Origin of the sequence: Burkholderia sp. Bp8992 (genome assembly GCF_003853705.1) — a bacterium.
In the GTDB taxonomy this organism is placed as follows: Bacteria; Pseudomonadota; Gammaproteobacteria; order Burkholderiales; family Burkholderiaceae; genus Burkholderia.
This window is the reverse complement of sequence record NZ_QTQI01000021.1, coordinates 31,517-57,503: the sequence shown is the minus strand read 5'-3', so window position 1 is coordinate 57,503 and position 25,987 is coordinate 31,517. Positions and strand designations below refer to the sequence as shown.

Sequence of the window (25,987 nt, the reverse complement as noted above, 5' to 3'; positions counted from 1 at the left end):
AGAGTCAGTTCAAACTACACCCTTCGTCAAAACCCGCTTCCCGCGGACGCTGTTCAGGACGTGCGCTTCGAAGCGGGCTATTCATCGGCGTACGCGGATACCACGCGCTTACGCTAATGAATACGGTATGGCGCGCGTGACCACTTGGCCTCGCGCGCCAAATCAAGTCGGTAGCCGGCGCACCTCGCGCCGCTACCCCTAATCGCTTGATCAAGCGGACCGCCACACGGCCGTCCGCTTTATCCGGAGGGAAGTTTGCCCATCCCACTGAAGGGTTCGCAAAGTGCCTGTCGTATCGTTGGGCCGTTAAGGCACCGGGCATGCTTTGCATCAGGCGTTCTTGCTCCTAAACCTTGGGCCGGGGCCGAGAGGCCACCGGCTGCTCACATCATGTGACGGGTTCGCTGCTGCGGGTTATTCCCAGGACAGCGCGCCCCCCGTCTGATACTCGATCACACGCGTCTCGAAGAAGTTGCGTTCCTTCTTCAGGTCGATCATCTCGCTCATCCACGGGAACGGGTTTTCCTCGTTCGGATACAGCGGGTCGAGGCCGATCTGCTGGCAACGGCGGTTGCTGATGAAGCGCAGATAGCTCTTGAACATCGACGCGTTCAGGCCCAGCACGCCGCGCGGCATCGTGTCCTCGGCGTAGCGGTACTCGAGTTCGACAGCCTGCTTGAACAGCTCGCGGATCTCGGCGCGGAATTCCGCGGTCCAGAGATGCGGATTCTCGAGCTTGATCTGGTTGATCAGGTCGATGCCGAAATTGCAGTGCATCGACTCGTCGCGCAGGATGTACTGATATTGCTCTGCAGCACCCGTCATCTTGTTCTGGCGGCCGAGTGCGAGGATCTGCGTGAACCCGACATAGAAGAACAGGCCTTCCATGATGCAGGCGAACACGATCAGCGACTTCAGCAGCTTCTGGTCCGCTTCGAGCGTGCCGGTCTTGAAGGCCGGATCCGTCAGCGTGTGGATGAACGGGATCAGGAATTCGTCCTTCGCGCGGATCGACGTGACCTCGTGGTACGCGTTGAAGATCTCGCCTTCGTCGAGACCGAGCGATTCGACAATATATTGGTACGCGTGCGTGTGGATCGCTTCCTCGAACGCCTGGCGCAGCAGGAACTGCCGGCACTCGGGCGCCGTGATGTGGCGGTACGTGCCGAGCACGATGTTGTTCGCCGCGAGCGAATCGGCCGTCACGAAGAAGCCGAGGTTGCGCTTCACGATGCGGCGCTCGTCCTCGGTCAGACCGTTCGGGTCCTTCCACAGTGCGATGTCGCGGGACATGTTGATTTCCTGCGGCATCCAGTGGTTCGCGCAACCGGCCAGATACTTTTCCCACGCCCACTTGTACTTGAACGGCACCAGCTGATTGACGTCAGTCTGGCCGTTGATGATGCGCTTGTCGGCGACATTGACCCGCGCTTCCGAACCGCCGGCGGGAACAGCCGATGCTTGCGGCGGCACCGCAAGATCGCCTTCGAAAATGTCACGGACCTGATGGGCGGCAGGCGTTGCAGCCTGCATTCCGACAGCCATCCCGGCGGAGGTGCGCATCGCGTTTTGCTGCGCTCCGCTCGCGGGGGTTACGGCAGTCTTCTCGTCATCCCAGTTGAGCATAAATTCTCACCATCAATTTAGAACGGTTTGTACCATCTTTTCCTGAGCGATAAAAGGGTTCGCTCACGAAAAATCCTTTTTTCGATTCGCGTTGCGACCTCGATACAACACTTTGAGCAACGCATCGTCGTTCATGCAGCGCGCGATGTGAGTCGCGCTTGTATCGCGAGGTGCGCTCGACGCATCGAACGCTGATCGAAACGCGACGTCGTCGGGGATGTTTCGATCGCTTGTCACTGCCTGCAACGCAGGTGCCGCGTTACAGATTCCTTATCATTTTTTTAGTTGAGAGCGGCGCACACTTCAACCTCGATCGGTCGTCGTGTGCGCCGCCGTTGCCTGCTTCTCAGGTCAGGCGCACTGCGTTACTGGCACGCTTCGCACTCGTCGAAGCCCGGATCGCCCGGACGCATCGTGCACACCGGACCGTCGGCCTCGACCGGCGCGAGCGCCGATGCCGCGTCGACTGCACCCGACGACGATGCCGCACCGCCTGCCGCGCCGAAGCCGCCGGCTGCGCCTTGCGCGCCGCCGCTGCTCGAGCCGCCACCCGTCGGCACTGCGTTCAGCGCGCCGTGTGCGACCGTCGACTTCTCGACGTGCGTCGCCGCCATCGTGCGGAGGTAGTAGGTCGTCTTCAGGCCGCGCAGCCATGCGAGCTTGTAGACCTCGTCGAGCTTCTTGCCCGACGCGCCGCCCATGTAGATGTTCAGCGACTGCGCCTGGTCGATCCACTTCTGGCGACGCGATGCCGCTTCGACCAGCCACGTCGGGTCGACTTCGAACGCGGTCGCGTAGATCGCGCGCAGGTCGGCCGGGATGCGGTCGATGCGCGACAGCATGCCGTCGAAGTACTTCAGGTCGGCGACCATCACTTCGTCCCACAGGCCGCGTTCCTTCAGGTCGCGAACGAGGTACTCGTTCACCACCGTGAATTCGCCCGACAGGTTCGACTTCACGTACAGGTTCTGGAAGGTCGGCTCGATGCATGCCGACACGCCGATGATGTTCGAGATCGTCGCCGTTGGCGCGATCGCGACGCAGTTCGAGTTGCGCATGCCGTGCGTGGCGATCCGCGCACGCAGCGTCGTCCAGTCGAGCGATTCCGACGTGTCGACCTCGACGTAGCCGCCACGCGCTTCGGCCAGCAGCTTCAGCGTGTCCTGCGGGAGGATGCCGCGATCCCACAGCGAGCCGCGGTAGCTCGAGTAGCGGCCGCGCTCCTCGGCCAGTTCGGTCGACGCGTGATACGCGTAGTAGCAGACGGCTTCCATCGAACGGTCGGCGAACTCGACCGCCGCTTCCGACGCGTACGGCGTACGCAGCAGGTGCAGGCAGTCCTGGAAGCCCATGATGCCCATGCCGACCGGGCGGTGCTTCAGGTTCGAGTTACGCGCCTTCGGCACCGCGTAGTAGTTGATGTCGATCACGTTGTCGAGCATGCGCATCGCGACGCTGATCGTGCGCTTCAGCTTGTCGTGGTCGAGCGCGTAGCTGCCGTCGGCCTGCTTCACCAGGTGGGCGACCAGGTTCACCGAGCCGAGGTTGCACACCGCGATTTCGGTGTCGCTCGTGTTCAGCGTGATTTCCGTGCACAGGTTCGACGAGTGGACGACGCCGACGTGCTGCTGCGGCGAGCGCACGTTGCACGGATCCTTGAACGTGATCCACGGGTGGCCCGTCTCGAACAGCATGCCGAGCATCTTGCGCCAGAGCTGCGCCGCCGGGACCTTCTTGAACAGCTTGATCTCGCCGCGCGCGACCTTGTCTTCGTAAGCCGTGTAAGCCTTCTCGAAATCGGCGCCGAACTTGTCGTGCAGGTCCGGGCAGGTCGACGGCGAGAACAGCGTCCAGTCGCCACCTTCCATCACGCGCTTCATGAACAGGTCGGGAATCCAGTTCGCCGTGTTCATGTCGTGCGTACGGCGACGGTCGTCACCGGTGTTCTTGCGCAGCTCGAGGAACTCCTCGATGTCCAGGTGCCACGATTCGAGGTACGCGCAGACCGCGCCCTTGCGCTTGCCGCCCTGGTTCACCGCGACGGCCGTGTCGTTCACGACCTTCAGGAACGGGACCACGCCTTGCGACTTGCCGTTCGTGCCCTTGATATGCGAGCCGAGTGCACGCACGCGCGTCCAGTCGTTGCCGAGGCCGCCGGCGAACTTCGACAGCAGCGCGTTTTCCTTCAGCGCTTCATAGATGCCGTCGAGATCGTCCGCGACCGTCGTCAGGTAGCACGACGACAGCTGCGAGCGGTGCGTGCCCGAATTGAACAGCGTCGGCGTCGAGCTCATGAAGTCGAAGCTCGACAGCACGTTGTAGAACTCGATCGCGCGCGTTTCGCGGTCGATCTCGTTCAGCGACAGGCCCATCGCGACGCGCATGAAGAATGCCTGCGGCATTTCGATGCGCGCGCCTTCGACGTGCAGGAAGTAGCGGTCGTACAGCGTCTGCAGGCCGAGGTAGCCGAACTGCAGGTCGCGGTTCGCGTCGAGCGCTTCGCCGAGGCGCTTCAGGTCGAACTGCAGCAGCTTGTCGTCGAGCAGGCCGGCGTCGACGCCGCGCTTCAGGAACTGCGGGAAGTATTCGGCGTAGCGGGCCGGCATCTCGGCCTGCACGACTTCCTCGCCGAGGATCTCGCGACGGATCGTGTGCAGCAGGATGCGGGCCGTGACCTGGCTGTATGCCGGATCCTTTTCGATCATCGTGCGCGCTGCGAGGATCGCCGAGTCGTAGACCTGGCTCATCGGCACGCCGTCGTACAGGTTCTTCACCGTTTCCGCGACGATCGGGTCAGGGTTAACCGCAGCGCCGAGGCCGTCGCATGCCGACACGATCAACGCACGCAGCGCGTTCAGGTCGAGCGGGCGCGTGACGCCGTTGTCGACGACGTTGATGCCGGTGCTCGCCTCGCCGCCCGCTGCCGCTGCTTCCTCGCCCGCATGCTGGCGCTCGAGGTGGCGCTTCTCGCGGTACAGCACGTACGCACGCGCGACGTTGTGCTCGCCGCCGCGCATCAGCGCGAGTTCGACCTGGTCCTGGATGTCTTCGATATGGAACGTACCGCCGTTCGGGCGGCTGCGCACGAGTGCGCGCACGACGTTGTGCGTCAGCTGTTCGACTTGCTCGCGCACGCGTGCCGATGCCGCGCCCTGCCCGCCGTTGACGGCCAGGAAAGCCTTGGTCACCGCGATCGCGATCTTCGAAGGTTCGAACGACACCACGCTGCCGTTGCGGCGGATCACCTTGTAGTCGGCGAACGTGGCCTGCGGCGCGAGCGCCTTCGCGCCCTGTTCGGTCCCGCCGAGCGGACGGCTCGAGGCGCTCTCGTACTGGGACGTCGCGTTGTCGGTGGTTTGCATGTGCAAAGCTCCTGGTGTTGGATGGTGCGGAGAGAACCGCGGATTAAAACGAACGCTGCGCAATGCGGTGCGCGAGCGGTAAGAGGCGAGCGATGCGCCGGGGAAGCCGGTTCGGTCGATGCGCGACAACCTGGCCGGTCGTGTGCTTCGTCATGTCTACCCTGCCCCGTCGATGTTCGCTGCGCTGATCGCGACGCCCGGACCGCCCGGCCTGGCGCGCCGCCCTGAGAACCCTGTCCGCCGGCGTTGCCCGCCGGCCGGTGCCGCTCGGGTTTCCCCTGCGGCACACACTATATCTAGTACAGAACTACTCAACTGGCACCAAGTATAGTGGACATTCGGACGAGGTCAAAACGGATAATTTGCGATGAAGGTCTTGACATCGCGCACGCGCAGACACGACAAGGCATTGGTCGGAGAAAAAACTTTCTCCGCTCAAAAAACCCCGCGATCAGTGCTGACGGAAAGGAAAGTATTCGGCGGAAAACCCGGCATCGCTCGCGAAGCGTTGCCAATCGAAGTGCGGGCCGGGGTCGGTCTTGCGGCCCGGCGCGACGTCCGAGTGCCCGGCGAACGCGTCGACCGGATAGTGCTCGGCGAGCGTGCGGGAGAGCGCGGCCAGGACCGCGTATTGCGCGTCGTCGAACGGCACGTCGTCCGCGCCTTCGAGCTCGATGCCGATCGAGAAGTCGTTGCAGCGCGTGCGGCCGAAGAACTCGGACGAACCCGCGTGCCATGCGCGCTCGTCGCACGACACGAACTGCACGAGTTCGCCGCCGCGGCGGATCAGGAAGTGCGCGGAGACACGCACGCCGCGCAGGTGGCTCTGGTAATAAGGGTGCGCATCGCAGTCGAGGCGATTGAGGAACAGCGACTCGATCGCGTCGCCGCCGAATTCACCGGGCGGCAGGCTGATGTTGTGGACGACCACGAGCGTCGGCACCGCACCCGCGGGCCGCACCTCGAAGTTCGGCGACGGCGCATGGCGCGCTTCGCGCACCCAGCCGTTCGCATCGACCGACAGCACCGGCGCGTCGCTCATCGCGCGTCGTGACCGCTTGCGCGCGCGGCGTGGCGCTGCGCGTGCTCGGCGCTGCAGAAGTAGTCGCCGCCCGCGGCGATCGCATCGCCCTTCGGCGCATGCACGCCGCATTCGGCACAGCGCACCATCGGCTCGGGCAGCGAGCGCGCTTCGCCGTTCGGACGGGCCGCGCCGGGACCGCCGGCGCCGGGCGCGCCGTCGTAGCCGGCGCCGCGGCCGGTGCGCGCCTGCGCGTGCTCCTGCGCCTGGCGCAGCTTGCGCGCGAGCCACGAACCCGCGAAGAAGAGAAGGATCAGGAGAAGAATCTGTCGCATCGGAAACCTGCGTTCAAACCACGGAACGGTGCAGCAGCACCTCGAAAACGAACCGGCTGCCGACATACGCGAGCAGCAGCGCGGCGAACGACACGAGCACCCAGCGCGCGGCGCCGCGGCCGCGCCAGCCCGACGTCTTGCGCGCGACCAGCAGGCCGCCGAACATCAGCCACGACAGGATCGCGAACACGGTCTTGTGGTCGAGGCGCAGCGCGCGCGCGTCGACCTGCTCGCTGAACAGGATGCCCGACGCGAGCGTCAGCGTGAGCAGCACGAAGCCGGCACCGATCAGGCGGAACAGCAGCTTCTCGAGCGTGAGCAGCGGCGGCAGCGTTTCGAGCCAGCTCGCGATCCAGCCCGTCGAGCCGTCGCGCCCGCCGCTCCTCAGCGACTGCAGCCGCCGCTCGACCATCAGCATCAGGACCGCATGCAGCGCGGCGATCGCGAACAGGCCGTACGCGATGTTCGCGATCAGGAAGTGCAGCTTGAACAGCGGCGCTGCGGCATAAGGAAGCACCCGCACGCCGCCGAACACGAGCGGCAGCAGCGACGCGCCGCACGCGAGCGGCAGGACCAGCAGGCGCAGGCTGTCGAGCGGGAAGAAGAAACTCTCGATCCAGTAGATGCCGGCGCCGAGCCAGAACATCGCGGACAGCGCGAACGCGAAGCCGAACACCATCGAGTCGTTCGGAAAGATCGTCATGTGGAGCAGCACGCCGTGCGCGACGAGCGCGGCGAACAGCAGCGCGCGGCCGGCCCCGCTCATCCCGGACGCGGCGGACGCGGGAACCGGCACGGCCGGCACGCTCGCGACGAGCGGCGTCGCGCCCTGGCGATGCGTGCGCCAGCCTGCGACGGCGAGGCCGCCGTACAGGAATGCGGTGAGGGCATACAGTACAATATCCATGTTCGAAGTTTACACTAGGCCCCCTTCCCGCGACGGCTCCCTTTGTTCGGTTCCGCCGCGCCTTCGGGCCCCACTGTCCAACGCTCCCCATGCTCGACAATCTCACCCAACGGATGGCGCGCGTCGTCAAGACGCTGCGCGGCGAAGCCCGGCTCACCGAGGCGAACACCCAGGAGATGCTCCGCGAGGTGCGTCTCGCGCTGCTGGAGGCCGACGTCTCGCTGCCGGTCGTCCGCGAATTCATCGCCAAGGTCAAGGAAAAGGCGCTCGGCGAAGAAGTGATCAGCAGCCTGTCGCCGGGCCAGGCGCTCGTCGGCGTGGTCCAGAAGGAACTGACCGCCGTGATCGGCGGCGACTACGAAGGCAAGGCCGCCGAGCTGAACCTCGCGGTCACGCCGCCCGCTGTGATCCTGATGGCCGGCCTGCAGGGCGCGGGCAAGACCACGACCGCCGGCAAGCTCGCGAAGCTGCTGCGCGAGAAGTACAAGAAGAAGGTGCTGACGGTGTCGTGCGACGTGTATCGCCCGGCCGCGATCATGCAGCTGAAAACGGTGAGCGAACAGGTCGGCGCCGACTTCTTCCCGTCCACGCCCGACCAGAAGCCCGTCGACATCGCCGTCGCGGCCGTCGACTGGGCGAAGCGCCACTACCATGACGTGCTGATCGTCGACACGGCCGGCCGCCTCGGTATCGACGAGGCGATGATGCAGGAAATCGCCGCGCTGCACGGCACGCTGAAGCCGGCCGAAACGCTGTTCGTCGTCGACGCGATGCTCGGCCAGGATGCGGTCAATACCGCGAAGGCGTTCAACGACACGCTGCCGCTCACCGGCGTCGTGCTGACCAAGCTCGACGGCGACTCGCGCGGCGGTGCCGCACTGTCGGTGCGTCACATCACGGGCAAGCCGATCAAGTTCGTCGGTGTCGCCGAGAAGCTCGACGGCCTGGAAGTGTTCCACCCCGACCGGATGGCGAACCGGATCCTCGGCATGGGCGACATCCTCGCGCTCGTCGAGGAAGCCCAGCGCGGCGTCGACGTGCAGGCCGCGCAGAAGCTCGCCGACAAGGTCAAGAAAGGCGGCGACTTCGACCTGAACGATTTCCGCGCGCAGATCTCGCAGATGAAGAACATGGGCGGCCTGTCGTCGCTGATGGATAAACTCCCCGCGCAGTTCCAGCAGGCGGCCGCCGGCGCCGACATGGGCCAGGCCGAGAAGTCGATCCGCCGGATGGAAGGCATCATCAGCTCGATGACGCCCGCCGAGCGCGCGAAACCCGAAATCATCAAGGCGACGCGCAAGCGCCGCATTGCAGCCGGCGCGGGCGTGCCGGTGCAGGAAGTCAACCGGATGCTGAACCAGTACGACCAGATGCGTACGATGATGAAGAAGCTGAAGGGCGGCAACATGCAGAAGATGATGCGCGGCCTGAAGGGCATGATGCCCGGCATGCGCTGATTCCGCCCGTCGGCCGGCGCGCGGGTTTTTGCTGTAGCGCGCGCCCGCCGTTCTGCTTCATTCTTATTTGTATACCGACTGCCCGCCAGAACACATGAACCGCGAAGAAGCCCTCCACATTTTCAACCACTCCGAAGAGATCGTGTCGGCCGATGCCGTCAACGCGTCGATCTCCAAGATGGCCGACGCGATCCGCGCCGAGATCGGCGACGCGTTCCCGCTCGTTCTCTCGGTGATGGGCGGCGCCGCGGTGTTTACCGGGATGCTGCTGCCGCATCTCGATTTCCCGCTCGAATTCGACTACATCCACCTGACCCGCTACCGCAACACGACGCAGGGCAGCCCGGAGATGCACTGGCGCGTCGCGCCGCGCGAATCGGTGAAGGACCGCATCGTGCTCGTGCTCGACGACATCCTCGATGAAGGCGAGACGATGGCCGCGATCCGCGACCGCATCCTGGACATGGGCGCGAAGCGCTTCATGTCGGCCGTGCTGTGCGAGAAGACGCTCGCGAAGGCGAAGCCGCTGCACCCCGACTTCTGCGGCTTCTCGGTGCCGGACCGCTACGTGTTCGGCTGCGGGATGGACGCGAAGGGCTACTGGCGCAACCTGCCGACGATCCGCGCGCTGACCGCCCAGGTCTGATCGCCGCCCTGCCCGCCCCATAAGAAAAGCGGCGCTCCGGTTTCCCGAAGCGCCGCTTTTTTCGTGCGCGTGCCGCCTGCCTTATGCCCGCCTTATAGCTGGTGCACGAACGCGCGGATGCCGGCCAGCAGCATCTCGACCGAGATCGCGACGAGCACGAGGCCCATCAGCCGCTCGAACGCCGCGACCGTCCGCTCGCCGAGCCACTGCTGGATCCGTTCGGCCAGTACCAGCGTGATCGCGCAGACGATCATCGTGACGGTCAGCGCGCCGACCCATTCGAGCATCTTGCCGGGCGCCTGCGACGTCAGCAGCATGACCGTCGCCAGCGCGGACGGCCCTGCCAGCGCCGGAATCGCGAGCGGCACGATGAACGGTTCGCCGCCCGCGCGCGGATCGCTGCCGAGCGCACCGTCCGGGTGCGGGAAGATCATCCGCAGCGCGATCAGGAACAGCACGATCCCGCCGCCGAGCCGCAACGACAGGTCGGTGAGGTTCATCATCCGCAGGAAGCGGTCGCCGACCACCATGAAGAACAGCAGGATCACGAACGCGATCCCCACTTCACGCAGGATCAGCTTCACGCGCCGCTCGCGCGGCACATCCCGCATCGCCGTAATGAACAGCGGGATGTTGCCGAGCGGATCGGTGATCAACACCAGGAGCACGGTGGCCGACAGGAACGTGTATTCCATCGTGTCCCCCGGTCGCCGTGCTCAGCGTGCGAGCGCGGCGCGGATCTTCTCCGCGACCGTCGCCGCAGCCGCGTCGGCCGGCAGCAGCGTCGCTTCGGCGTCGCGGCGGCCCTGGTACTCGATCTTGCCTTCCTTCAGGCCGCGCTCGCCGATCACGAGACGGTGCGGCACGCCGATCAGCTCCCAGTCGGCGAACATCACGCCCGGGCGCTCGCCGCGGTCGTCGAGGATCACGTCGATGCCGGCCGCGACGAGTTCCGCGTACAGCTTGTCGGCCGTTTCGCGCACCATCTCGCTGCGGTCGTAGCCCATCGGGCACAGCACGACTTCGAACGGCGCGATCGACTCGGGCCAGATGATGCCCTTGTCGTCGAAGTTCTGTTCGATCGCCGCGCCGAGAATGCGCGTGACGCCGACGCCGTAGCAGCCCATCAGCATCGGCTGCGGCTTGCCCGACTCATCGAGGAACGTCGCACCCATCGCTTCCGAGTACTTGGTGCCGAGCTGGAACACGTGGCCGACTTCGATGCCGCGGCAGATGTCGATCACGCCCTTGCCGTCCGGCGACGCGTCGCCCTTCTTCACGTTGCGCACGTCGGCGATGTCCGGTTCCGGCAGGTCGCGGCCCCAGTTCACGCCGGCGATGTGATAGTCGACCTCGTTCGCGCCGACGACGAAATCGCTCATGTTCGCGACCGTGCGGTCCGCGATCACCTTCACCGGCTTCTTCGTGCCGACCGGGCCGAGATAGCCCGGCGGCGTGCCGAACCACTCGACGATTTCCTGCTCGGTCGCGAAGCGGTGGTTCTTCAGCCCCGGCAGCTTCGACACCTTGATCTCGTTCAGGTCGTGGTCGCCGCGCAGCATCACGAGCCAGATCGTCGGCTCGGCGCCTTCGTTGTCGGTCGCGAGCACGATCGACTTGATCGTGCGCTCGAGCGGGATCGCCAGCAGTTCGGCGACGGCTTCGCACTTCGCCTTGCCGGGCGTCGCGACCTTTTGCATCGCTTCGGCCGGCGCGGCGCGCTCAGGCGTCAGCGGCAGCGCTTCGGCGGCCTCGATGTTCGCCGCGAACTCGGAAGTCGGGCAGTAGGCGATCGCGTCCTCGCCGGTATCGGCGATCACGTGGAATTCGTGCGAGAAGTTGCCGCCGATCGAGCCGCTGTCGGCCGCGACCGCACGGAACTCGAGGCCGAGGCGCGTGAAGATGCGCACGTACGCGTCGTACATCTTGCGATACGACTCGTTCAGGCCGGCTGCGTCCTTGTCGAACGAATACGCGTCCTTCATGATGAATTCGCGGCCGCGCATCACGCCGAAGCGCGGACGGATCTCGTCGCGGAACTTCGTCTGGATCTGGTAGAAGTTCACCGGCATCTGCCGGTAGCTCTTGATCTGGTTGCGCGCGATGTCGGTGATGACTTCCTCGTGCGTCGGCCCGATCACGAAGTCGTTGTCCTTGCGGTCCTTGAAGCGCAGAAGCTCGGGGCCGTACTGTTCCCAGCGGCCCGACTCCTGCCACAGCTCGGCCGGCTGCACGGCCGGCATCAGCAGCTCGATGGCGCCCGCCCGGTTCATTTCCTCGCGCACGATCGCCTCGACCTTGCGAATCGAACGCAGGCCGACCGGCAGGTAGTTATAGATGCCGCCGGCGACGCGACGGATCATGCCGGCGCGGACCATCAGCTTGTGGCTGACGATCTCTGCGTCGGCGGGAGCTTCTTTCAGGGTGCCGATAAAGAAACGGGAAGCTTTCATGCGGACGGTTCCAAAAACGGCGCCCCCAGGCGGGGCGCCCGAAAAAGTTTCAAGGTGAAAAAGCTGCGCGCGGCGAACAACGAGGGACGACGATGGCGCAGATGACTTAGCAGACTAATCAGGGACAATTCAGCCGGTGCACCCCGCGCGGATTCGCTCCGTCACGGTGCGCAGCGCCCGTTATCTGTTTATAATCAAAGCAATTTTAAAGGATTCGAAGGTGGTTGTATGCTGGATCGTGAAGGCTTTCGCCCGAACGTCGGCATCATCCTCTTGAACGCGCGCAACGAGGTGTTTTGGGGCAAGCGGCTCCGCGAGCATTCCTGGCAGTTTCCTCAAGGTGGGATCAAGTACGGCGAGACCCCCATGCAGGCGATGTACCGGGAACTGCACGAGGAGACGGGCCTGCATCCGGAACACGTCAAGATAATCGGCCGCACTCGCGACTGGTTGCGTTACGAGGTGCCTGACAAGTTCATCAAACGCGAAGTACGCGGTCATTACCGCGGCCAGAAGCAGATCTGGTTCCTGCTGCGGATGGTTGGACGCGATTGCGACATTTGCTTGCGCGCGACCGACCACCCGGAGTTCGATGCGTGGCGCTGGAACGAGTACTGGGTACCGCTCGATGCGGTGATCGAGTTCAAGCGGGATGTCTATCAGTTGGCGCTGACGGAACTGTCGCGCTTCCTGCGCCGCCCGGCGCAGCGAGCCGAGAAGCCGCGCGGGCCGCGAATGTCGCGCTATCCACGCGTCATTGGCGTACAGGCCCAGCAGACGCTGACGATTGTCGACGCATCGGTAGTCTGTTCGGAGATCGAAGTGGAGGCGAGCACGCTCGACGAGATGCCGCCCCACGTGATCGTCGGCAAATGACGAGTCGGACTGCATGACCGGGCGCGACCTTGGTGTCGCGCCCTTTTTTTACGAGGAATGCATATTGAAAGCGATTGCTCTCGCGCTCGCATCGATCGCCGCGATGGCTGCCCTGGCCGGCTGCGCGAATTCGAAAGCGCCGTCCAACAAGGACGACAGCGAATTCGTGTACCTGCTCGACCGCCAAGGGACCTGGAAGGAAAACACGGTCGACACGCTGCCGCCGCTGCCGCAAACGGGCGACCTGCTGCCGTTCAACGTGTCGCAGAACACGCCGCTCAAGTTCTTCGTCGATGCGAAATCGCTCGACGTCGGCACCGATGGCGTCGTGCGCTACGCGGTCGTCATCACGAGCCCGGCCGGCGCACGCAACGTGAACTACGAAGGCATCCGCTGCGACACCTACGAATGGCGCCAGTACGCCGGCCTGAACTCGGACCACGACGGCTGGGATCGTACGGTCGAGAACGACTGGCGGCGCATCGAGAACGGCGAGCTGAACGCCTACCACTCCGCGCTCTATCAGGACTACTTCTGCTCGAACAAGATGCCGCAAGGCTCGACCCGGCAGATCCTGGAAAACATCCGGTTCCATCGCACCGCGATGACGCAGCTGCGCTGACGACACACGATGCGGGTGGCCCGCATCGTCCCGCCGCAATAAGAAAGCCCGCATCGCGCGGGCTTTTTTGTCGGACTGCCTGAACTGCCGATACCGTGGCCGGCGATCAGACGAGCACGAGGTTGTCGCGGTGGATCAGTTCGGGTTCCAGCATGTAGCCAAGCACAGTCTCGATCTCACCGCTCGGCTTGCGGTGAATCAGTTTCGTTTCCGCGCTGCTGTAGTTCGTGAGCCCGCGCGCCACTTCGCGCCCGTCAGGGCCGACGCACGCGATCACCTCGCCGCGCGCGAACGCGCCCTGCACGTCGATCACGCCGATCGGCAGCAGGCTCTTGCCGCCGGCCGTCAGCTTCTCGACCGCGCCGGCATCGATCACGACATGGCCGCGCACCTGCAGATGGTCGGCCATCCATTGCTTGCGTGCCGCCATCCGCGCGGTGCGCGCGATCAGCTGCGTGCCGATCGCCTCGCCGGCCGCCAGGCGAACGAGCACGTCCGGCTCGCGGCCGCTCGCGATCACGGTATTCGCGCCGCTGTGTGCCGCGCGCTTCGCCGCGAGGATCTTCGTCAGCATCCCGCCGCGACCGAGGCTCGAACCGGCGCCGCCGGCCATCGCCTCGAGCTCCGGCGCGCCGGCATTGGCCTCGGCGACGAGCGTCGCGTTCGGGTCCTTGCGCGGATCGGCCGTGAACAGCCCGGTCTGGTCGGTCAGGATGATCAGCGCATCGCCTTCGATCAGGTTCGCGACGAGCGCGCCGAGCGTGTCGTTGTCGCCGAACTTGATTTCGTCGGTGACGACCGTGTCGTTCTCGTTGATGATCGGCACGACACCGAGCCGCAGCAGCGTGAGCAGCGTCGAACGCGCATTCAGGTAGCGCTCGCGATCGGCCAGGTCGGCATGCGTGAGCAGGATCTGCGCGGTGCGGATGTCGTGCTCGGTGAAGCGGCTCTCATAGACCTGCGCGAGCCCCATCTGACCGACCGCCGCAGCAGCCTGCAACTCGTCGATTTCCCGCGGCCGCTTGCTCCAGCCGAGCCGCTGCATCCCTTCGGCAATCGCACCCGAACTGACGAGCACGACTTCCTTGCCCTGCGCGCGCAACGCGGCGATCTGGGCTGCCCAGCGGCCGATTGCAGCATGATCGAGCCCCTTGCCGTCGTTGGTCACGAGGCTGGAACCCACCTTCACCACCAATCGCTTCGAATCCGCGATGATCGAACGCATCCTGCACTGTCTCCTGTATCTGATGCCTGCCCGGCCGGGCGCGATTGAACGCCGGCGCCGGACGGCACGCCCGGCGCGTTCAGGAACCGCTCAGGCGTCGTCGCCCGGCGTCGCACCGCCGTCTGCCGGCGGCGCATCGCGGAAACGCACGTCCGCCGCGAGATCTTCCGCCTCCGCCGCACGGTGAGCGTCCGAATGTTCGGACAGGTAATCGTAGATCGCGTAGCACAGCGCTTCGCAGCCCTGGCCCGTCAACGCCGAAATCTCGAACACGGGGCCGTCCCAGCCGAAACGATCGAGGAAATCGGCGACGCGCGCCTCGCGCTCGTCTTCCGGCACCATGTCCAGTTTGTTGAGCACGAGCCAGCGCGGTTTCTCGTACAGCGCCTCGTCGTACTTGCGCAGCTCGCCGACGATCGCGGTCGCTTCCGCGACCGGATCGACGCTTTCGTCGAACGGTGCGAGATCGACCAGATGCAGCAGCACGCCGGTCCGCTGCAGGTGGCGCAGGAACTGGTGGCCAAGGCCCGCGCCTTCCGCCGCGCCCTCGATCAGCCCCGGGATGTCGGCGATCACGAAGCTCTTGCTCGGGCCGACGCGCACCACGCCGAGATTCGGCGCGAGCGTCGTGAACGGGTAGTCGGCGATCTTCGGCCGCGCATTCGACACCGACGAGATGAACGTCGACTTGCCTGCGTTCGGCATGCCGAGCAGGCCGACGTCGGCGAGCACCTTCAGCTCGAGCTTCAGCATGCGCCGCTCGCCCGGCTTGCCGTCCGTCTTCTGGCGCGGCGCACGGTTCGTGCTCGACTTGAAATGCAGGTTGCCGAGGCCGCCGGAGCCGCCCTGGGCAAGCATCACCTGCTGGTCGTGCTCGGTCAGGTCGGCGATCAGCTCGCCGGTATCCATGTCGGTGATGATCGTGCCGACCGGCATGCGCAGCGTGACGTCGTCGCCGCCTTTGCCGTAGCAATCCGAGCCGCGGCCGTTTTCGCCGTTGCGCGCGAGATGCTTCTTCGCGTATCGGTAGTCGATCAGCGTGTTGATGTTGCGGTCGGCGATCGCGTAGACGCTACCGCCCCGGCCGCCGTCGCCGCCGTCCGGCCCGCCGAACGGGACGAACTTCTCGCGGCGCATCGACGCGCTGCCATCGCCTCCGTCGCCGGCGATGACTTCGATTCGTGCTTCGTCAATGAACTTCATTCGTCACTCCGCCCAGTATTTCCGCTATTGTGCCGCGCGCCGGCACGCTTGAACAATCTGCCATTCGGCCGATCGTGCGCCGGTTGCGCGAGGGTCGCCGGCACGCACCTGCGCCCGGCGACCAAATAAAAAAAGGCCCCGCGAAGACTGCGGGGCCTTTCGGCTACGAAGCCCGTGGGTGCCTGACTTAGGCAGCCGCCGGGACGACGATGACCAGATGCTTCTTGTCCGCGCCCTTCGTCGCGAACTTGACGTGACCGTCGACCAGCGCGAACAGGGTGTGATCCTTGCCCATGCCGACGTTCTCGCCTGCGTGCATACGCGTACCGCGCTGACGCACGATGATGCCGCCGGCATTGATTGCCTGGCCGCCGTACACTTTCACGCCGAGACGTTTCGACTCGGAGTCGCGGCCGTTCCGGGAAGAGCCGCCTGCCTTTTTGTGTGCCATCTGATTGCTCCTTAACCGAGGCGCTTACGCGTTGATCGCGTCGATGCGCAGCTCAGTGTAGTTCTGGCGGTGGCCGCCATGCTTTTGGTAGTGCTTCCGGCGACGCATCTTGAAGATGGTGACCTTGGCATGACGACCGTGCGACACAACGGTGGCCTTGACGGAAGCCCCACTGACCAGCGGCGTACCGAACTTAATCGATTCGCCTTCGCCCACTGCGAGAACCTGGTCGAGCGTGATTTCAGCGTCAATGTCAGCCGGTATCTGTTCTACTTTGAGTTTTTCGCCAACGGCAACCTTGTACTGCTTGCCGCCGGTTTTTATGACCGCGTACATTGAGAACCTCACTCTGGATCCAATTTTTCCGCACACCACGCGCGGAAAACACGTGATTATACATGGGGTTAGCACCGAAGTCAAAACCGATCGACGATTGCCGCGCGCGGGCCCTGGCCGGACGGCCAAAATCGCAGTGCCGGCACGTCTGACAGACCGGGATTTCGCGGATTCGACTTATAATCCGCCGCATCACCCAATTCCATCATCATGTCGTCGTCCACCGCCTCCCCCACCCTCAGCGCCGCCCACCTGCTCGCCCCGATCACCAGCGACATGGAGCAGGTGAATCGCGTTATCCGGCAAAGCCTCGCGTCCGACGTGCTGCTGATCAACCAGATCGCCGAGTACATCATCGGCGCGGGCGGCAAGCGGCTGCGTCCGGCGTTGCTGCTGCTCGTCGCCGGCGCGCTCGGCGAAACGTCGCACCAGCGGCACGTGCTGGCCGCCGTCGTCGAGTTCATCCACACGGCCACGCTGCTGCATGACGACGTCGTCGACGAATCCGAGCTGCGCCGCGGCCGCCAGACCGCCAATGCGCTGTTCGGCAACGCGGCGAGCGTGCTGGTAGGCGATTACCTCTACTCGCGCTCGTTCGAGATGATGGTCGGTGTCGGCAAGATGCGCGTGATGGAGATCCTGTCCGAAGCGACGACGATCATTTCGGAAGGCGAGGTGCTGCAGCTCCTCAACATGCACGACGCGGACGTCGACGAAACGCGCTACATGCAGGTGATCCGCTACAAGACGGCGAAGCTGTTCGAGGCGTCGGCCCGCCTGGGCGCGGTGCTCGCGGGCGCCGATGCGCCGACCGAAGCCGCCGCCGCCGAATACGGCCGCCGGATCGGCACCGCGTTCCAGATCATGGACGACTGGCTCGACTACGCGGGCACCGTCGAGGCCATGGGCAAGAATGCCGGCGACGACCTGCGCGAAGGCAAGCCGACGCTGCCGCTCATCTATCTGATCGAACGCGGCACGCCCGAGCAGTCGGCGCTGGCGCGCGAGGCGATCGAACAGGGCGGCACCGATCGCTTCGACACGATCTTCGAGGCGATCACGCGCTCAGGCGCGCTCGACCACACGCTCGAATGCGCACGCCAGGAAGCGCAGGCGGCAGCAGCGGCGATTGCCGCGTTCCCCGATTCGATCTACAAGGAAAGCCTGCTCGGGCTGTGCTCGTACTCGACGTCGCGGCAGTCGTAAACACGCGGCAAACAGGAAGCGATGCCTTGTCCCGAAAATTTTCTTCATCAAAGTATTCCCTTTTAGAAAAAACATCGTTATAGTTACGTTCTTGCTTGAGACGACGCAGAAATCTTCACGAAGACGGCGAAGTCCGAAGAGCAGAAATCGGGGTGTAGCTTAGCCTGGTAGAGCGCTACGTTCGGGACGTAGAGGCCGGAGGTTCGAATCCTCTCACCCCGACCAGATTTTTAAAAAACCGTGCACCATGTGCGCGGTTTTTTTTTGCCCGGCCGCCGCAGGCCCCTCGTGTCGCGCACGACACATCGCCGTCGCCGGCCTCTGCTATATTTCCTCCATCCCTGTCCTTCACTGCCCATTCCGACGCGTGGACCAAATTCCCTTATGGGCGCAAATCGGCGCCGTCTTCCTGCTTCTCCTCTGTTCCAGCTTCTTTTCGATTTCCGAAACCGCGATGATGGCGCTCAACCGCCATCGGCTGAAGCATCTCGCCGGCCAGGGCGCACTCGGCGCGAAAACCACGCAAGGCCTGCTCACGCGCACTGACCTGCTGCTCAGCGTGATCCTGATCGGCAACAACCTGTTCAACACGATCATCCCGGTCCTGACGACGTCGCTCGCGCTGCATACGTTCGGCCGCAACAACGTCGCGCTGTCGATCGCGACCGGCATCGTCGCGTTCCTGATCATCGTGTTCGCGGAAATCGCGCCGAAGATCGTCGGCGCGACCTTCCCCGAACGCATCGCACTGCCCGCGAGCCTCGTGATCGCGCCGCTGATGCGCGTGTTCAAGCCGGTCGTCTGGTTCGTCAACGCGCTCGCGAACGGCGTGCTGTGGGTGCTGCGCATCAACACGAAGAAGGGCCGCGACCAGCGGATGTCGGCCGACGAGCTGCGCGCCATCGTGCTCGAGTCGAGCAGCTTCATGCCGACCAAGCACCGCAGCATCCTGCTCAACCTGTTCGACCTCGAGAACATCACGGTCGACGACGTGATGGTGCCGCGCCGCCAGATCGAGTCGCTCAACTTCTACGCGCCGCTCGACGACGTCCTGCACCAGCTCGAGACCTGCTATCACAACCGGCTCGTCGTCTACGAAGGCGACATCGACAAGGTGCTCGGCGTGCTGCATGTGCGCAAGACCCTCACCGCGCTGCACAACCAGGAGTTCGACCGCGAGACGCTGCGCACGCTGCTCGCCGAGCCGTACTACGTGCCGTCGGGCACGCCGGTGGTCCAGCAGCTCCAGTTCTTCCAGGAAACGCGGCAGCGAACCGCGCTCGTCGTCAACGAGTATGGCGAGCTCGAAGGACTCGTCACGCCCGAAGACATCATCGAGGAACTGATCGGCGAATTCACGACGTCGATGCCGCGCAGCGAACGCGCGGGCGGCTGGGACGAGAACGGCGAATGCATCGTGTCGGCCAGCATGCCGCTGCGCGAACTGAACCGCTGGCTGCACCTGAAGCTGCCGACCGACGGGCCGAAGACGCTGAACGGACTGGTGCTCGAAATCCTCGAGGAAATTCCGGAAGACGACGTGTGCCTGAAGATCGGCGACGTGATGCTCGAGGTGATGCGCAGCGACGACCAGGCCGTGCGCACGGTCAAGCTCTTCAAGCCGCGCGGCTCGCGCACCGCACGCGCCACCGGCCGATAGCCGAACGGCCGACTGCCGGCGCCGCCCGCGACGCGCGACCATCTGCATGTCACGGTCAACAGGCGGCCAGCGTGCCGGCTCACATGCATTTCCCTCCTCCCGGGGCGCCGCTGCACACGCAGTCGTCGCCCGCCCGCTCCGACGCGCCGCCTGCCGCCGCGCCTCATGCACTCGATGCGGCCCAGCTCGACGATGCACCGGCCGTGCGGCTGCTGACGGACACGCTGCACGCGGCACGCGTGCGCGACGCATCCGACATCCACGTCGAACCGTTCGAAACCGGCTGGCGCATCCGCCTGCGCATCGACGGCGTGCTGCACGAGCATGCGCGACCGCCCGTGCACCTGCGCGACGCGCTCGTCACGCGAATCAAGGTGCTCGCGCGCATGGACATCGCCGAACGGCGGCTCCCGCAGGACGGCAGGCTGCGCATCGCGATCGACGGCGGCACGCGCGGCGACTATCGCGTCAGTTCGCTGCCCACGCTGTTCGGCGAAAAGCTCGTGCTGCGGCGCCTCGAAACGCTGCCGGCCGATCTCACGCTCGCCCGTCTCGGCTTCGACACGCAGCAGGCCGCCGCGATGGAGGCCGCGATACGCGCACCGCACGGCCTCGTGCTCGTCACGGGCCCGACCGGCAGCGGCAAGACGCTGTCGCTGTACTGCGCACTGCAGATGCTCGATCGCGACGCACACAACGTGTGCACGGTCGAGGACCCCGCCGAGATCCAGCTCGACGGGATCAACCAGGTCGGCGTCGCCGACAAGGCCGGGCTCACGTTCGCGACGGCGCTGCGTGCGCTGTTGCGGCAGGATCCGGACATCATCATGGTCGGCGAGATACGCGATGCGGAAACGGCAGACGTCGCGATCAAGGCCGCGCAGACCGGCCATCTCGTGCTGTCGACGCTGCACACGAACGACGCGCCGGCCGCCATCGCGCGGATGCTCGACATCGGCGTCGCGCCGTACAACCTCGCGGCCGCGCTGCAGCTCGTCACCGCGCAGCGCCTGGTCCGGCGCCTGTGCGTCGCGTGCCGTGTCCCTTCGGACGCATCGGCGCGCGTGCTGCAGGAAGCCGGCTGCGACCCGGCGGCCCTGGCAGGCGGATGGCGGCCGTTCGTCGCACGCGGCTGCACCGCCTGTCACGGGATCGGCTATCGCGGCCGCATCGGGCTGCATCAGACGATGCCGGTCTCGCCGGAACTGGCGGAGCGCATCGTCGCACGGGCAAGCGTCGGCGAGCTCGCGCAATGCGCGGCGGCCGACGGCGTGCGCAACCTGCGAGACGCGGCATTCGCCCGCGTGCGGGACGGCACGACGAGCATCGCGGAAGCCGTCGCCGCCACGCCCGCGGCATGAGCATGCCCACGCCGCCGCGCGAAACCCGCTTCGCCTGGCGCGGCCGCCGTCGCGACGGCACACCGCGCCGCGGCACGGTCATCGCCTTCGACGCCGCAGCCGCGCGTGCCACACTCGCGCGTGACGGCATCGCGGTGCTGTCGCTCGACGTCCGCGGGCCGGCCCGGCCGCCGGCGGCCGGCGCCCGGGAGATCACGCGTTTCACGCGCCAGCTCGCGAGCCTGTTGCAGGCCGGGCTGCCGCTTGCACCGTCGCTCGAAATGCTCTCGCGTACACGGTCGCACGACGGCCTGCCGCGCATCGCCGCGGGCCTCGCGCGGGAAATCGTCGGCGGCCGGCGCTTCGCCGAGGCACTCGCACGCTATCCGTCGCAGTTCGGCACGCTGTACCGCCAGTTGATCGAAGTCGGCGAGGCGTCCGGCTCGCTCGGCATCGTGCTGACACGTGTCGCGGAACACCGCGAGCGCGCCGATGCGCAATGGCGCAAGCTGCGGGCCGCCCTCGCGTATCCGGCCGCCGTCATCCTGTTCGCGCTCGCGATCTCGGCGGCATTGATGGTGTGGGTCGTGCCGACGTTCCGGCAGATCTTCGACGGCTTCGGTGCCGCCCTGCCGGCACCGACCCGCGCCCTGCTCGCGCTCTCCTCCGCGCTGTCGGCGTGGGGCGGCGTGCTCACCGCCGGCACGGCGGCAGCAGCGCTTGCCGCGCATCACGCGCTTCGACGGTCGGCGCCGTTGCGCCATGCGGTCGCGCGGCGCCTGCTGCATGCCCCGCTGGCAGGCAGCGCGCTCGAACGGTATGCGGCCGCACGCTGGTGCCGTTCGCTCGCGACGCTGCTCGGCGCCGGCGTGCCGCTCGCCGACGCCTTCGCCACGCTCGAGCGGACGGCCGGCCATCCGGTGTTCGCGCACGCCACCGCGCACATCGCGGCACGCGTGTTGCGCGGCGCGCGTCTCGCCGATGCGATGCAGTCGGCCGGCTGCTTTCCGGACGACGTCGTCCAGCCGATCGCCGTCGCCGAGGAAACCGGCGCGCTCGATACGATGCTCGCCGACATCGCCGCGCTGTGCGAACGCCAGCTCGACGCGCGTCTCGATGCGCTCGCGGCGCTCGGCGAACCGCTGATCGTGATCGTCCTGGGCGCACTCGTCGGCGGCCTCGTGATCGCGATGTACCTGCCCATCCTTCAGCTCGGCAACGTGGTGTAGCATCGCAACCGATTCTGTCGCCTTTTAAGCCCGAACCTTGAGCCTCATGACGCCCGTGCCCCTGCCCGCCGTTCCCGATTCGCCCGAGCGCACGCTGCTCGCACTGGCGATGCTGCCGCCCGCGCTGCAGTATGCGTTCGCGGTCATCATCGGCCTGTGCGTCGGCAGCTTCCTGAACGTGGTCGTGCACCGGCTGCCCGTGATGATGCAGCGCGCGTGGCAGGCCGAGATCGACGAAGCGACCGGCAACGCGAGCGCCGCGCCCGACGACGGCTATCCGCCGCACTACGATCTGTGGCGCCCGCGCAGCGCATGCCCGCATTGCGGCCACGTGCTGCGCGCCTGGGAAAACATCCCGCTCGTCAGCTATCTGATGCTGCGCGGGCGCTGCCGCCGCTGCGGCCACGCGATCAGCCTCCGCTATCCGCTCGTCGAGCTCGTGTGTGCGCTGCTCGCCGCGGGCTCGCTCGCGGCATTCGGCCCGACCGTCGCCGGGCTTGCCGCGTTTGCGCTGTGTGCGGCGCTGCTCGCGATGAGCGCGATCGACATCCGCACGGGCTACCTGCCCGACTCGATGACGCTGCCGCTGCTCTGGGCCGGGCTCGTGCTGAATCTCGGCGGGACGTTCACGTCGCTGCGCTCGGCCGTGATCGGTGCGATGGCCGGCTACCTGTTCCTGTGGTCGATCTACTGGCTGTTCAAATGGCTGCGCGGCATCGAGGGCATCGGCTTCGGCGACCTGAAGCTGCTGGCCGCACTCGGCGCGTGGATGGGCTGGGCCGCGCTGCCGCAAGTCGTGCTGTTCGCGGCGGTAACGGGCGCCATCGTCGGGCTCGTCGCGACCTGGCGCGGCCGCATGCGCTTCGAGGAGCCGATTCCGTTCGGCCCGTTCCTCGCGGCCGGCGGCGTTGCGACGCTGTTTTTCGGCACGCCGTTCTATTTCGCGCTCGGAGGCTGACATGTTTGCAGTAGGACTCACGGGCGGCATCGGCAGCGGCAAGACGACCGTCGCCGACCTGTTCGGCGCACGCGGCGCGTCGCTGGTCGATACCGACCTGATCGCCCACCGCATCACGGCTCCCGGCGGCCTCGCGATGGCCGCGATCGAACAAGCGTTCGGCCGCGACTTCGTGGCCGCCGACGGCTCGCTCGATCGCGCGAAGATGCGCACGCTGATCTTCAGCGACGACGACGCACGCCGGCGCCTCGAAGCGATCACGCATCCGCTGATCCGTGCGGAAACCGATCGCGAGGCACGCGAAGCGCAGGGCCCGTACGTGATGTTCGTCGTGCCGCTGCTCGTCGAGTCAGGCAACTGGAAAACGCGCAGCGATCGCGTGCTCGTCGTCGACTGCCCGGTCGAAACGCAGATCGCACGCGTGATGCGGCGCAACGGCTTCACGCGCGAGCAGGTCGAGGCGATCATCGCGCGACAGGCGACGCGCGAAGCCCGTCTCGCGGCGGCCGACGACGTGATCGTCAACGACTCGGTTACGCCCGATGCACTCGCCGCGCGGGTCGATGCACTGCACCAACGCTATGTCGCGCTCGCGGCCGCCGCGCACTGAGCATTGCGCGCAATCGTGATGGTGCACGAAATTGGCGCGTTGCTAGGGTAGAGAGTGAGCATTAGAATGTCCTGCATTGTTTCAATCCCTACCCAAGAGGCGAGCGCGCTTGATTCTTTACGAGTATCCGTTCAACGAGCGAATTCGCACGCTGTTGCGCCTCGAAGATCTCTTCGAGCGCTTCGCGTTCTTTTTGGCTCAGGAGGACCCGCGTGAACACCACGTCGCGCTGACGACGCTGTTCGAAATCGCCGAGGTAACGGGCCGCGCGGACCTGAAATCGGATCTGATGAAGGAGCTCGAACGTCAACGCCAGACGCTCGCCCCCTTTCGCGGCAATCCGGGCATCGAGCAGAACGCGCTCGAAGCCGTGCTCGGCGAAATCGAGCAGACGCTGGCCAATCTCGCGCAGATGCAGGGCAAGACCGGCCAGCACCTCGTCGACAACGAATGGCTCGCCAGTATCCGCAGCCGCGCGGTGATTCCCGGCGGCACGTGCAAGTTCGACCTGCCGTCGTACTACGCGTGGCAGCAATGGCCCGCCGAGCAGCGGCGCCAGGACATCGCGAAGTGGATCCTGCCGATGCTGCCGCTGCGCGACGCCGCGTCGATCGTGCTGCGGCTCGCGCGCGAATCGGGCCAGGCGTCGAAGGTGATGGCGATGCAGGGCAGCTACCAGCAGATGCTGTCGGGCCGCACCTACCAGCTGATGCAGGTACGCGTGCCGCCGGAACTGCGCGTCATTCCCGAAGCGAGCGCCAACAAATACATGCTGTGGGTACGGTTCACCATGCAGGACGGCGATGTGCGGCCGCGCGCGGTGGACATCGACGTGCCGTTCCATCTGACACTGTGCAATCTGTAACGGCCGTGTGCCGGTTCAACGCTTTCGTATGACTACCGTCGTGAAATGTCCTTCGTGCGGCGCAGAAGTGCGCTGGACGCCTGAAAACAAGTTCCGTCCCTTCTGTTCGGCCCGCTGCAAGCAGCTCGACCTCGGCGCATGGGCCGCGGAAAAGTACCGGATCGGCGGCGCCTCGGACGAGGGCCCATCGTCGGAAGAAGACGGCACGGACGGCCGTCGCGACAGCTGAGCGGCGCGTAGCACCGCCCGCCGGCGATATGGCCCGCCTTTCCGGCAGGCCGCCACGGCGTCAGTTCGACGCCGCTTCCTTCTCGAGCAATTCGAGCACCGGCAGCGCCGCCGGCAACAGCGGCGCGACGGCGACCGGCAATTGCTGCCACACGAACGCCTGCCCTTCCTTGCTGTGCGGCTCGCCCGTCCAGCCCGTCACCTTGCAGAAATAAAGCCGCACGTACGCATGCGGATAATCGTGCTCGAGCGTGTGCCAGCGATGGCTGGCCGTGACCTCGATGCCGAGTTCCTCGTGGAGTTCGCGCGCGAGCGCGTCCTCGACGCTTTCGCCGGCCTCCAGCTTGCCGCCCGGGAACTCCCAGTAACCTTCATACGGCTTGCCCTGCAGGCGTTGCGCGAGCAGGTAACTGCCGTCCGGCTGAACCATCACGCCAACCGCGACTTCCGTCACCTTGCGGCCATCCGGTGCGCGCACGGCGCCTTGTGCGAGATCCGCGCTCATGCCTGCTCCTTGCGGCCCGACCAGTCGCGCGCGAACTGCCACGCCACGCGGCCCGAGCGCGAACCGCGCTCGAGCGCCCACACGAGCGCGTCGCCGCGCGCGGTCTCGATCTCCACGTCGGGGCAGCCGAAATGGCGCAGCCAGTGCGCGACGATGTCGAGATAGTCGTCCTGCTTGAACGGATAGAAGCTGACCCACAGGCCGAAGCGCTCCGACAGCGAGATCTTCTCCTCGACGACTTCGCCGGGGTGAATCTCGCCGTCCGGGAGATGCTTGTACGACTCGTTGTCGCTCATGTACTCGGGCAGCAGATGGCGGCGGTTCGACGTCGCGTAGATCAGCACGTTGTCCGACTGCGCGGCGATCGAGCCGTCGAGCGCGACCTTCAGCGCCTTGTAGCCCGATTCGCCGTCCTCGAACGACAGGTCGTCGCAGAACACGATGAACCGCTCGGGACGCTGCGAGATCAGGTCGACGATGTCGCCGAGATCGTGCAGGTCGTCCTTGTCGACTTCGATCAGGCGCAGCCCGTCCTGCGCATACGCGTTCAGGCATGCCTTGATCAGCGACGACTTGCCGGTACCGCGCGCGCCGGTCAGCAGCACGTTGTTGGCCGGCTTGCGCTGCACGAACTGCCGCGTGTTCTGCTCGATCAGCCCTTTCTGGCGATCGATGTTGTGCAGGTCGCCGAGCGTGATCGACGACACGGCCGGCACCGGCTGCAGGTAGCCGCGCCCCTGGCGCTTGCGCCAGCGGAATGCGTGGGCGGCGTTCCAGTCGACGGCCGCCGGCGCGGGCGGCAGCATCCCCTCGAGACGGCCGAGCAGCGCTTCGGCGCGCGTCAGAAACTGTTCAAGCTTGTCCAT

At 65.9% G+C, this 25,987-nt stretch carries 26 protein-coding genes and 1 tRNA gene; 13 read left to right on the top strand and 14 right to left on the bottom strand.

Annotated elements, in window-relative coordinates; all coding sequences use genetic code 11:
• Nucleotides 1–4: 4 nt before the first annotated feature.
• The 6 genes from DIE03_RS26940 to DIE03_RS26905 form a co-directional block, all read right to left on the bottom strand.
• Nucleotides 5–331 carry a hypothetical protein gene (locus tag DIE03_RS26940; protein ID WP_124455333.1) on the bottom strand — a complete coding sequence of 109 codons (327 nt, stop codon included), beginning with the start codon at nt 329–331 and terminating at the stop codon, nt 5–7.
• An 83-nt stretch (nt 332–414) separates the two neighbouring features.
• The gene (locus tag DIE03_RS26935; protein ID WP_014898151.1) at nt 415–1,626 is read right to left on the bottom strand and encodes a ribonucleotide-diphosphate reductase subunit beta; all 1,212 of its coding nucleotides are present in this window, start codon (nt 1,624–1,626) and stop codon (nt 415–417) included.
• A 365-nt stretch (nt 1,627–1,991) separates the two neighbouring features.
• Nucleotides 1,992–4,988 carry a ribonucleoside-diphosphate reductase subunit alpha gene (locus tag DIE03_RS26925; protein WP_124455331.1) on the bottom strand — a complete coding sequence of 999 codons (2,997 nt, stop codon included), beginning with the start codon at nt 4,986–4,988 and terminating at the stop codon, nt 1,992–1,994.
• A 451-nt stretch (nt 4,989–5,439) separates the two neighbouring features.
• Nucleotides 5,440–6,030, bottom strand: coding sequence for a 1,6-anhydro-N-acetylmuramyl-L-alanine amidase AmpD (gene ampD / locus DIE03_RS26915; RefSeq protein ID WP_124455329.1), 591 nt, complete (start codon nt 6,028–6,030; stop codon nt 5,440–5,442).
• Entirely contained in the window at nt 6,027–6,344 is a 318-nt protein-coding gene (locus tag DIE03_RS26910; RefSeq protein ID WP_124455328.1) for a PP0621 family protein, read from the bottom strand. Before DIE03_RS26910 ends, ampD begins: the two co-directional genes overlap by 4 nt.
• 13 nt (nt 6,345–6,357) lie before the next feature.
• A complete protein-coding gene (locus DIE03_RS26905; protein ID WP_059236271.1) occupies nt 6,358–7,251 on the bottom strand; it encodes an inner membrane protein YpjD in 894 nt (297 codons plus the stop codon).
• 89 nt (nt 7,252–7,340) lie between these two features.
• Between DIE03_RS26905 and ffh the strand changes: the two genes are divergently transcribed.
• Nucleotides 7,341–8,708 (top strand): signal recognition particle protein, encoded by a 1,368-nt coding sequence (ffh, locus tag DIE03_RS26900; RefSeq protein WP_124455327.1) that lies wholly within the window; start codon nt 7,341–7,343, stop codon nt 8,706–8,708.
• A 94-nt stretch (nt 8,709–8,802) separates the two neighbouring features.
• The gene (locus tag DIE03_RS26895; RefSeq protein ID WP_124455326.1) at nt 8,803–9,354 is read left to right on the top strand and encodes a hypoxanthine-guanine phosphoribosyltransferase; all 552 of its coding nucleotides are present in this window, start codon (nt 8,803–8,805) and stop codon (nt 9,352–9,354) included.
• A gap of 92 nt (nt 9,355–9,446) precedes the next feature.
• On the opposite strand, the gene DIE03_RS26890 is transcribed toward DIE03_RS26895, so the two are convergent.
• Both DIE03_RS26890 and DIE03_RS26885 read right to left on the bottom strand, forming a co-directional pair.
• Nucleotides 9,447–10,049 carry a MarC family protein gene (locus DIE03_RS26890; protein ID WP_047899741.1) on the bottom strand — a complete coding sequence of 201 codons (603 nt, stop codon included), beginning with the start codon at nt 10,047–10,049 and terminating at the stop codon, nt 9,447–9,449.
• Nucleotides 10,050–10,070: 21 nt separating this feature from the next.
• Complete coding sequence (locus DIE03_RS26885) at nt 10,071–11,807, bottom strand: proline--tRNA ligase (protein ID WP_124455325.1); 1,737 nt, start codon at nt 11,805–11,807, stop codon at nt 10,071–10,073.
• Nucleotides 11,808–12,035: 228 nt separating this feature from the next.
• Between DIE03_RS26885 and DIE03_RS26875 the strand changes: the two genes are divergently transcribed.
• Nucleotides 12,036–12,683, top strand: coding sequence for an RNA pyrophosphohydrolase (locus DIE03_RS26875; protein ID WP_124455324.1), 648 nt, complete (start codon nt 12,036–12,038; stop codon nt 12,681–12,683).
• A gap of 13 nt (nt 12,684–12,696) precedes the next feature.
• Complete coding sequence (locus DIE03_RS26870; protein WP_124455323.1) at nt 12,697–13,305, top strand: CNP1-like family protein; 609 nt, start codon at nt 12,697–12,699, stop codon at nt 13,303–13,305.
• Nucleotides 13,306–13,411: 106 nt separating this feature from the next.
• On the opposite strand, the gene proB is transcribed toward DIE03_RS26870, so the two are convergent.
• The 4 genes from proB to rplU form a co-directional block, all read right to left on the bottom strand.
• Nucleotides 13,412–14,530, bottom strand: coding sequence for a glutamate 5-kinase (gene proB / locus DIE03_RS26865; RefSeq protein ID WP_124455322.1), 1,119 nt, complete (start codon nt 14,528–14,530; stop codon nt 13,412–13,414).
• A 90-nt stretch (nt 14,531–14,620) separates the two neighbouring features.
• The gene (gene obgE / locus DIE03_RS26860) at nt 14,621–15,733 is read right to left on the bottom strand and encodes an Obg family GTPase CgtA (RefSeq protein WP_124455321.1); all 1,113 of its coding nucleotides are present in this window, start codon (nt 15,731–15,733) and stop codon (nt 14,621–14,623) included.
• A 187-nt stretch (nt 15,734–15,920) separates the two neighbouring features.
• Nucleotides 15,921–16,184, bottom strand: coding sequence for a 50S ribosomal protein L27 (gene rpmA, locus DIE03_RS26855; RefSeq protein WP_006476999.1), 264 nt, complete (start codon nt 16,182–16,184; stop codon nt 15,921–15,923).
• 24 nt (nt 16,185–16,208) lie between these two features.
• Nucleotides 16,209–16,520 carry a 50S ribosomal protein L21 gene (rplU, locus tag DIE03_RS26850; protein ID WP_006025184.1) on the bottom strand — a complete coding sequence of 104 codons (312 nt, stop codon included), beginning with the start codon at nt 16,518–16,520 and terminating at the stop codon, nt 16,209–16,211.
• Between the two features lie 210 nt (nt 16,521–16,730).
• On the opposite strand from rplU, the gene DIE03_RS26845 reads away from it, so the two are divergent.
• From DIE03_RS26845 to DIE03_RS26805, 9 genes are all read left to right on the top strand, one after another.
• Nucleotides 16,731–17,726, top strand: coding sequence for a polyprenyl synthetase family protein (locus DIE03_RS26845; RefSeq protein ID WP_069247066.1), 996 nt, complete (start codon nt 16,731–16,733; stop codon nt 17,724–17,726).
• Nucleotides 17,727–17,874: 148 nt separating this feature from the next.
• Nucleotides 17,875–17,951 (top strand) — tRNA-Pro (locus DIE03_RS26840).
• A gap of 142 nt (nt 17,952–18,093) precedes the next feature.
• Nucleotides 18,094–19,386 (top strand): HlyC/CorC family transporter, encoded by a 1,293-nt coding sequence (locus tag DIE03_RS26835; protein ID WP_124455320.1) that lies wholly within the window; start codon nt 18,094–18,096, stop codon nt 19,384–19,386.
• An 83-nt stretch (nt 19,387–19,469) separates the two neighbouring features.
• Nucleotides 19,470–20,747, top strand: a complete 1,278-nt coding sequence (locus DIE03_RS26830) for a GspE/PulE family protein (protein WP_124455319.1) — start codon at nt 19,470–19,472, stop codon at nt 20,745–20,747.
• The gene (locus DIE03_RS26825; protein ID WP_124455318.1) at nt 20,744–21,955 is read left to right on the top strand and encodes a type II secretion system F family protein; all 1,212 of its coding nucleotides are present in this window, start codon (nt 20,744–20,746) and stop codon (nt 21,953–21,955) included. Before DIE03_RS26830 ends, DIE03_RS26825 begins: the two co-directional genes overlap by 4 nt.
• 46 nt (nt 21,956–22,001) lie before the next feature.
• Nucleotides 22,002–22,913 carry an A24 family peptidase gene (locus tag DIE03_RS26820; RefSeq protein ID WP_124455317.1) on the top strand — a complete coding sequence of 304 codons (912 nt, stop codon included), beginning with the start codon at nt 22,002–22,004 and terminating at the stop codon, nt 22,911–22,913.
• Nucleotide 22,914: 1 nt separating this feature from the next.
• Nucleotides 22,915–23,523: a dephospho-CoA kinase gene (gene coaE / locus DIE03_RS26815; protein ID WP_124455316.1), complete on the top strand. Its 609-nt coding sequence runs from the start codon at nt 22,915–22,917 to the stop codon at nt 23,521–23,523.
• Between the two features lie 109 nt (nt 23,524–23,632).
• On the top strand, nt 23,633–24,388 hold the full coding sequence (zapD, locus tag DIE03_RS26810) for a cell division protein ZapD (protein ID WP_034186363.1): 756 nt from the start codon (nt 23,633–23,635) through the stop codon (nt 24,386–24,388).
• Nucleotides 24,389–24,416: 28 nt separating this feature from the next.
• Entirely contained in the window at nt 24,417–24,617 is a 201-nt protein-coding gene (locus DIE03_RS26805; RefSeq protein WP_059506884.1) for a DNA gyrase inhibitor YacG, read from the top strand.
• Between the two features lie 60 nt (nt 24,618–24,677).
• Here the strand turns inward: DIE03_RS26805 and DIE03_RS26800 are convergent, their stop codons facing one another.
• Nucleotides 24,678–25,121, bottom strand: a complete 444-nt coding sequence (locus tag DIE03_RS26800) for an NUDIX domain-containing protein (protein ID WP_039353126.1) — start codon at nt 25,119–25,121, stop codon at nt 24,678–24,680.
• Nucleotides 25,118–25,987 (bottom strand): ATP-binding protein, encoded by an 870-nt coding sequence (locus DIE03_RS26795; protein WP_124455315.1) that lies wholly within the window; start codon nt 25,985–25,987, stop codon nt 25,118–25,120. The genes DIE03_RS26800 and DIE03_RS26795 overlap by 4 nt, the downstream gene beginning before the upstream one ends.

What these genes read in the sequence shown, in the direction of transcription:
- DIE03_RS26875 (WP_124455324.1), top strand. Translation starts at nt 12,036, where the DNA reads ATGCTGGATCGTGAAGGCTTTCGCCCGAACGTCGGCATCATCCTCTTG.
- DIE03_RS26925 (WP_124455331.1), bottom strand. Translation starts at nt 4,988, where the DNA reads ATGCAAACCACCGACAACGCGACGTCCCAGTACGAGAGCGCCTCGAGC.
- DIE03_RS26825 (WP_124455318.1), top strand. Translation starts at nt 20,744, where the DNA reads ATGAGCATGCCCACGCCGCCGCGCGAAACCCGCTTCGCCTGGCGCGGC.
- DIE03_RS26895 (WP_124455326.1), top strand. Translation starts at nt 8,803, where the DNA reads ATGAACCGCGAAGAAGCCCTCCACATTTTCAACCACTCCGAAGAGATC.
- ampD (WP_124455329.1), bottom strand. Translation starts at nt 6,030, where the DNA reads ATGAGCGACGCGCCGGTGCTGTCGGTCGATGCGAACGGCTGGGTGCGC.
- DIE03_RS26885 (WP_124455325.1), bottom strand. Translation starts at nt 11,807, where the DNA reads ATGAAAGCTTCCCGTTTCTTTATCGGCACCCTGAAAGAAGCTCCCGCC.
- DIE03_RS26940 (WP_124455333.1), bottom strand. Translation starts at nt 331, where the DNA reads ATGCAAAGCATGCCCGGTGCCTTAACGGCCCAACGATACGACAGGCAC.
- DIE03_RS26905 (WP_059236271.1), bottom strand. Translation starts at nt 7,251, where the DNA reads ATGGATATTGTACTGTATGCCCTCACCGCATTCCTGTACGGCGGCCTC.
- DIE03_RS26820 (WP_124455317.1), top strand. Translation starts at nt 22,002, where the DNA reads ATGACGCCCGTGCCCCTGCCCGCCGTTCCCGATTCGCCCGAGCGCACG.
- DIE03_RS26935 (WP_014898151.1), bottom strand. Translation starts at nt 1,626, where the DNA reads ATGCTCAACTGGGATGACGAGAAGACTGCCGTAACCCCCGCGAGCGGA.
- DIE03_RS26845 (WP_069247066.1), top strand. Translation starts at nt 16,731, where the DNA reads ATGTCGTCGTCCACCGCCTCCCCCACCCTCAGCGCCGCCCACCTGCTC.
- proB (WP_124455322.1), bottom strand. Translation starts at nt 14,530, where the DNA reads ATGCGTTCGATCATCGCGGATTCGAAGCGATTGGTGGTGAAGGTGGGT.
- coaE (WP_124455316.1), top strand. Translation starts at nt 22,915, where the DNA reads ATGTTTGCAGTAGGACTCACGGGCGGCATCGGCAGCGGCAAGACGACC.
- DIE03_RS26800 (WP_039353126.1), bottom strand. Translation starts at nt 25,121, where the DNA reads ATGAGCGCGGATCTCGCACAAGGCGCCGTGCGCGCACCGGATGGCCGC.
- DIE03_RS26910 (WP_124455328.1), bottom strand. Translation starts at nt 6,344, where the DNA reads ATGCGACAGATTCTTCTCCTGATCCTTCTCTTCTTCGCGGGTTCGTGG.
- DIE03_RS26890 (WP_047899741.1), bottom strand. Translation starts at nt 10,049, where the DNA reads ATGGAATACACGTTCCTGTCGGCCACCGTGCTCCTGGTGTTGATCACC.
- DIE03_RS26795 (WP_124455315.1), bottom strand. Translation starts at nt 25,987, where the DNA reads ATGGACAAGCTTGAACAGTTTCTGACGCGCGCCGAAGCGCTGCTCGGC.
- rplU (WP_006025184.1), bottom strand. Translation starts at nt 16,520, where the DNA reads ATGTACGCGGTCATAAAAACCGGCGGCAAGCAGTACAAGGTTGCCGTT.
- DIE03_RS26830 (WP_124455319.1), top strand. Translation starts at nt 19,470, where the DNA reads ATGCATTTCCCTCCTCCCGGGGCGCCGCTGCACACGCAGTCGTCGCCC.
- ffh (WP_124455327.1), top strand. Translation starts at nt 7,341, where the DNA reads ATGCTCGACAATCTCACCCAACGGATGGCGCGCGTCGTCAAGACGCTG.
- obgE (WP_124455321.1), bottom strand. Translation starts at nt 15,733, where the DNA reads ATGAAGTTCATTGACGAAGCACGAATCGAAGTCATCGCCGGCGACGGA.
- DIE03_RS26870 (WP_124455323.1), top strand. Translation starts at nt 12,697, where the DNA reads ATGACCGGGCGCGACCTTGGTGTCGCGCCCTTTTTTTACGAGGAATGC.
- rpmA (WP_006476999.1), bottom strand. Translation starts at nt 16,184, where the DNA reads ATGGCACACAAAAAGGCAGGCGGCTCTTCCCGGAACGGCCGCGACTCC.
- DIE03_RS26805 (WP_059506884.1), top strand. Translation starts at nt 24,417, where the DNA reads ATGACTACCGTCGTGAAATGTCCTTCGTGCGGCGCAGAAGTGCGCTGG.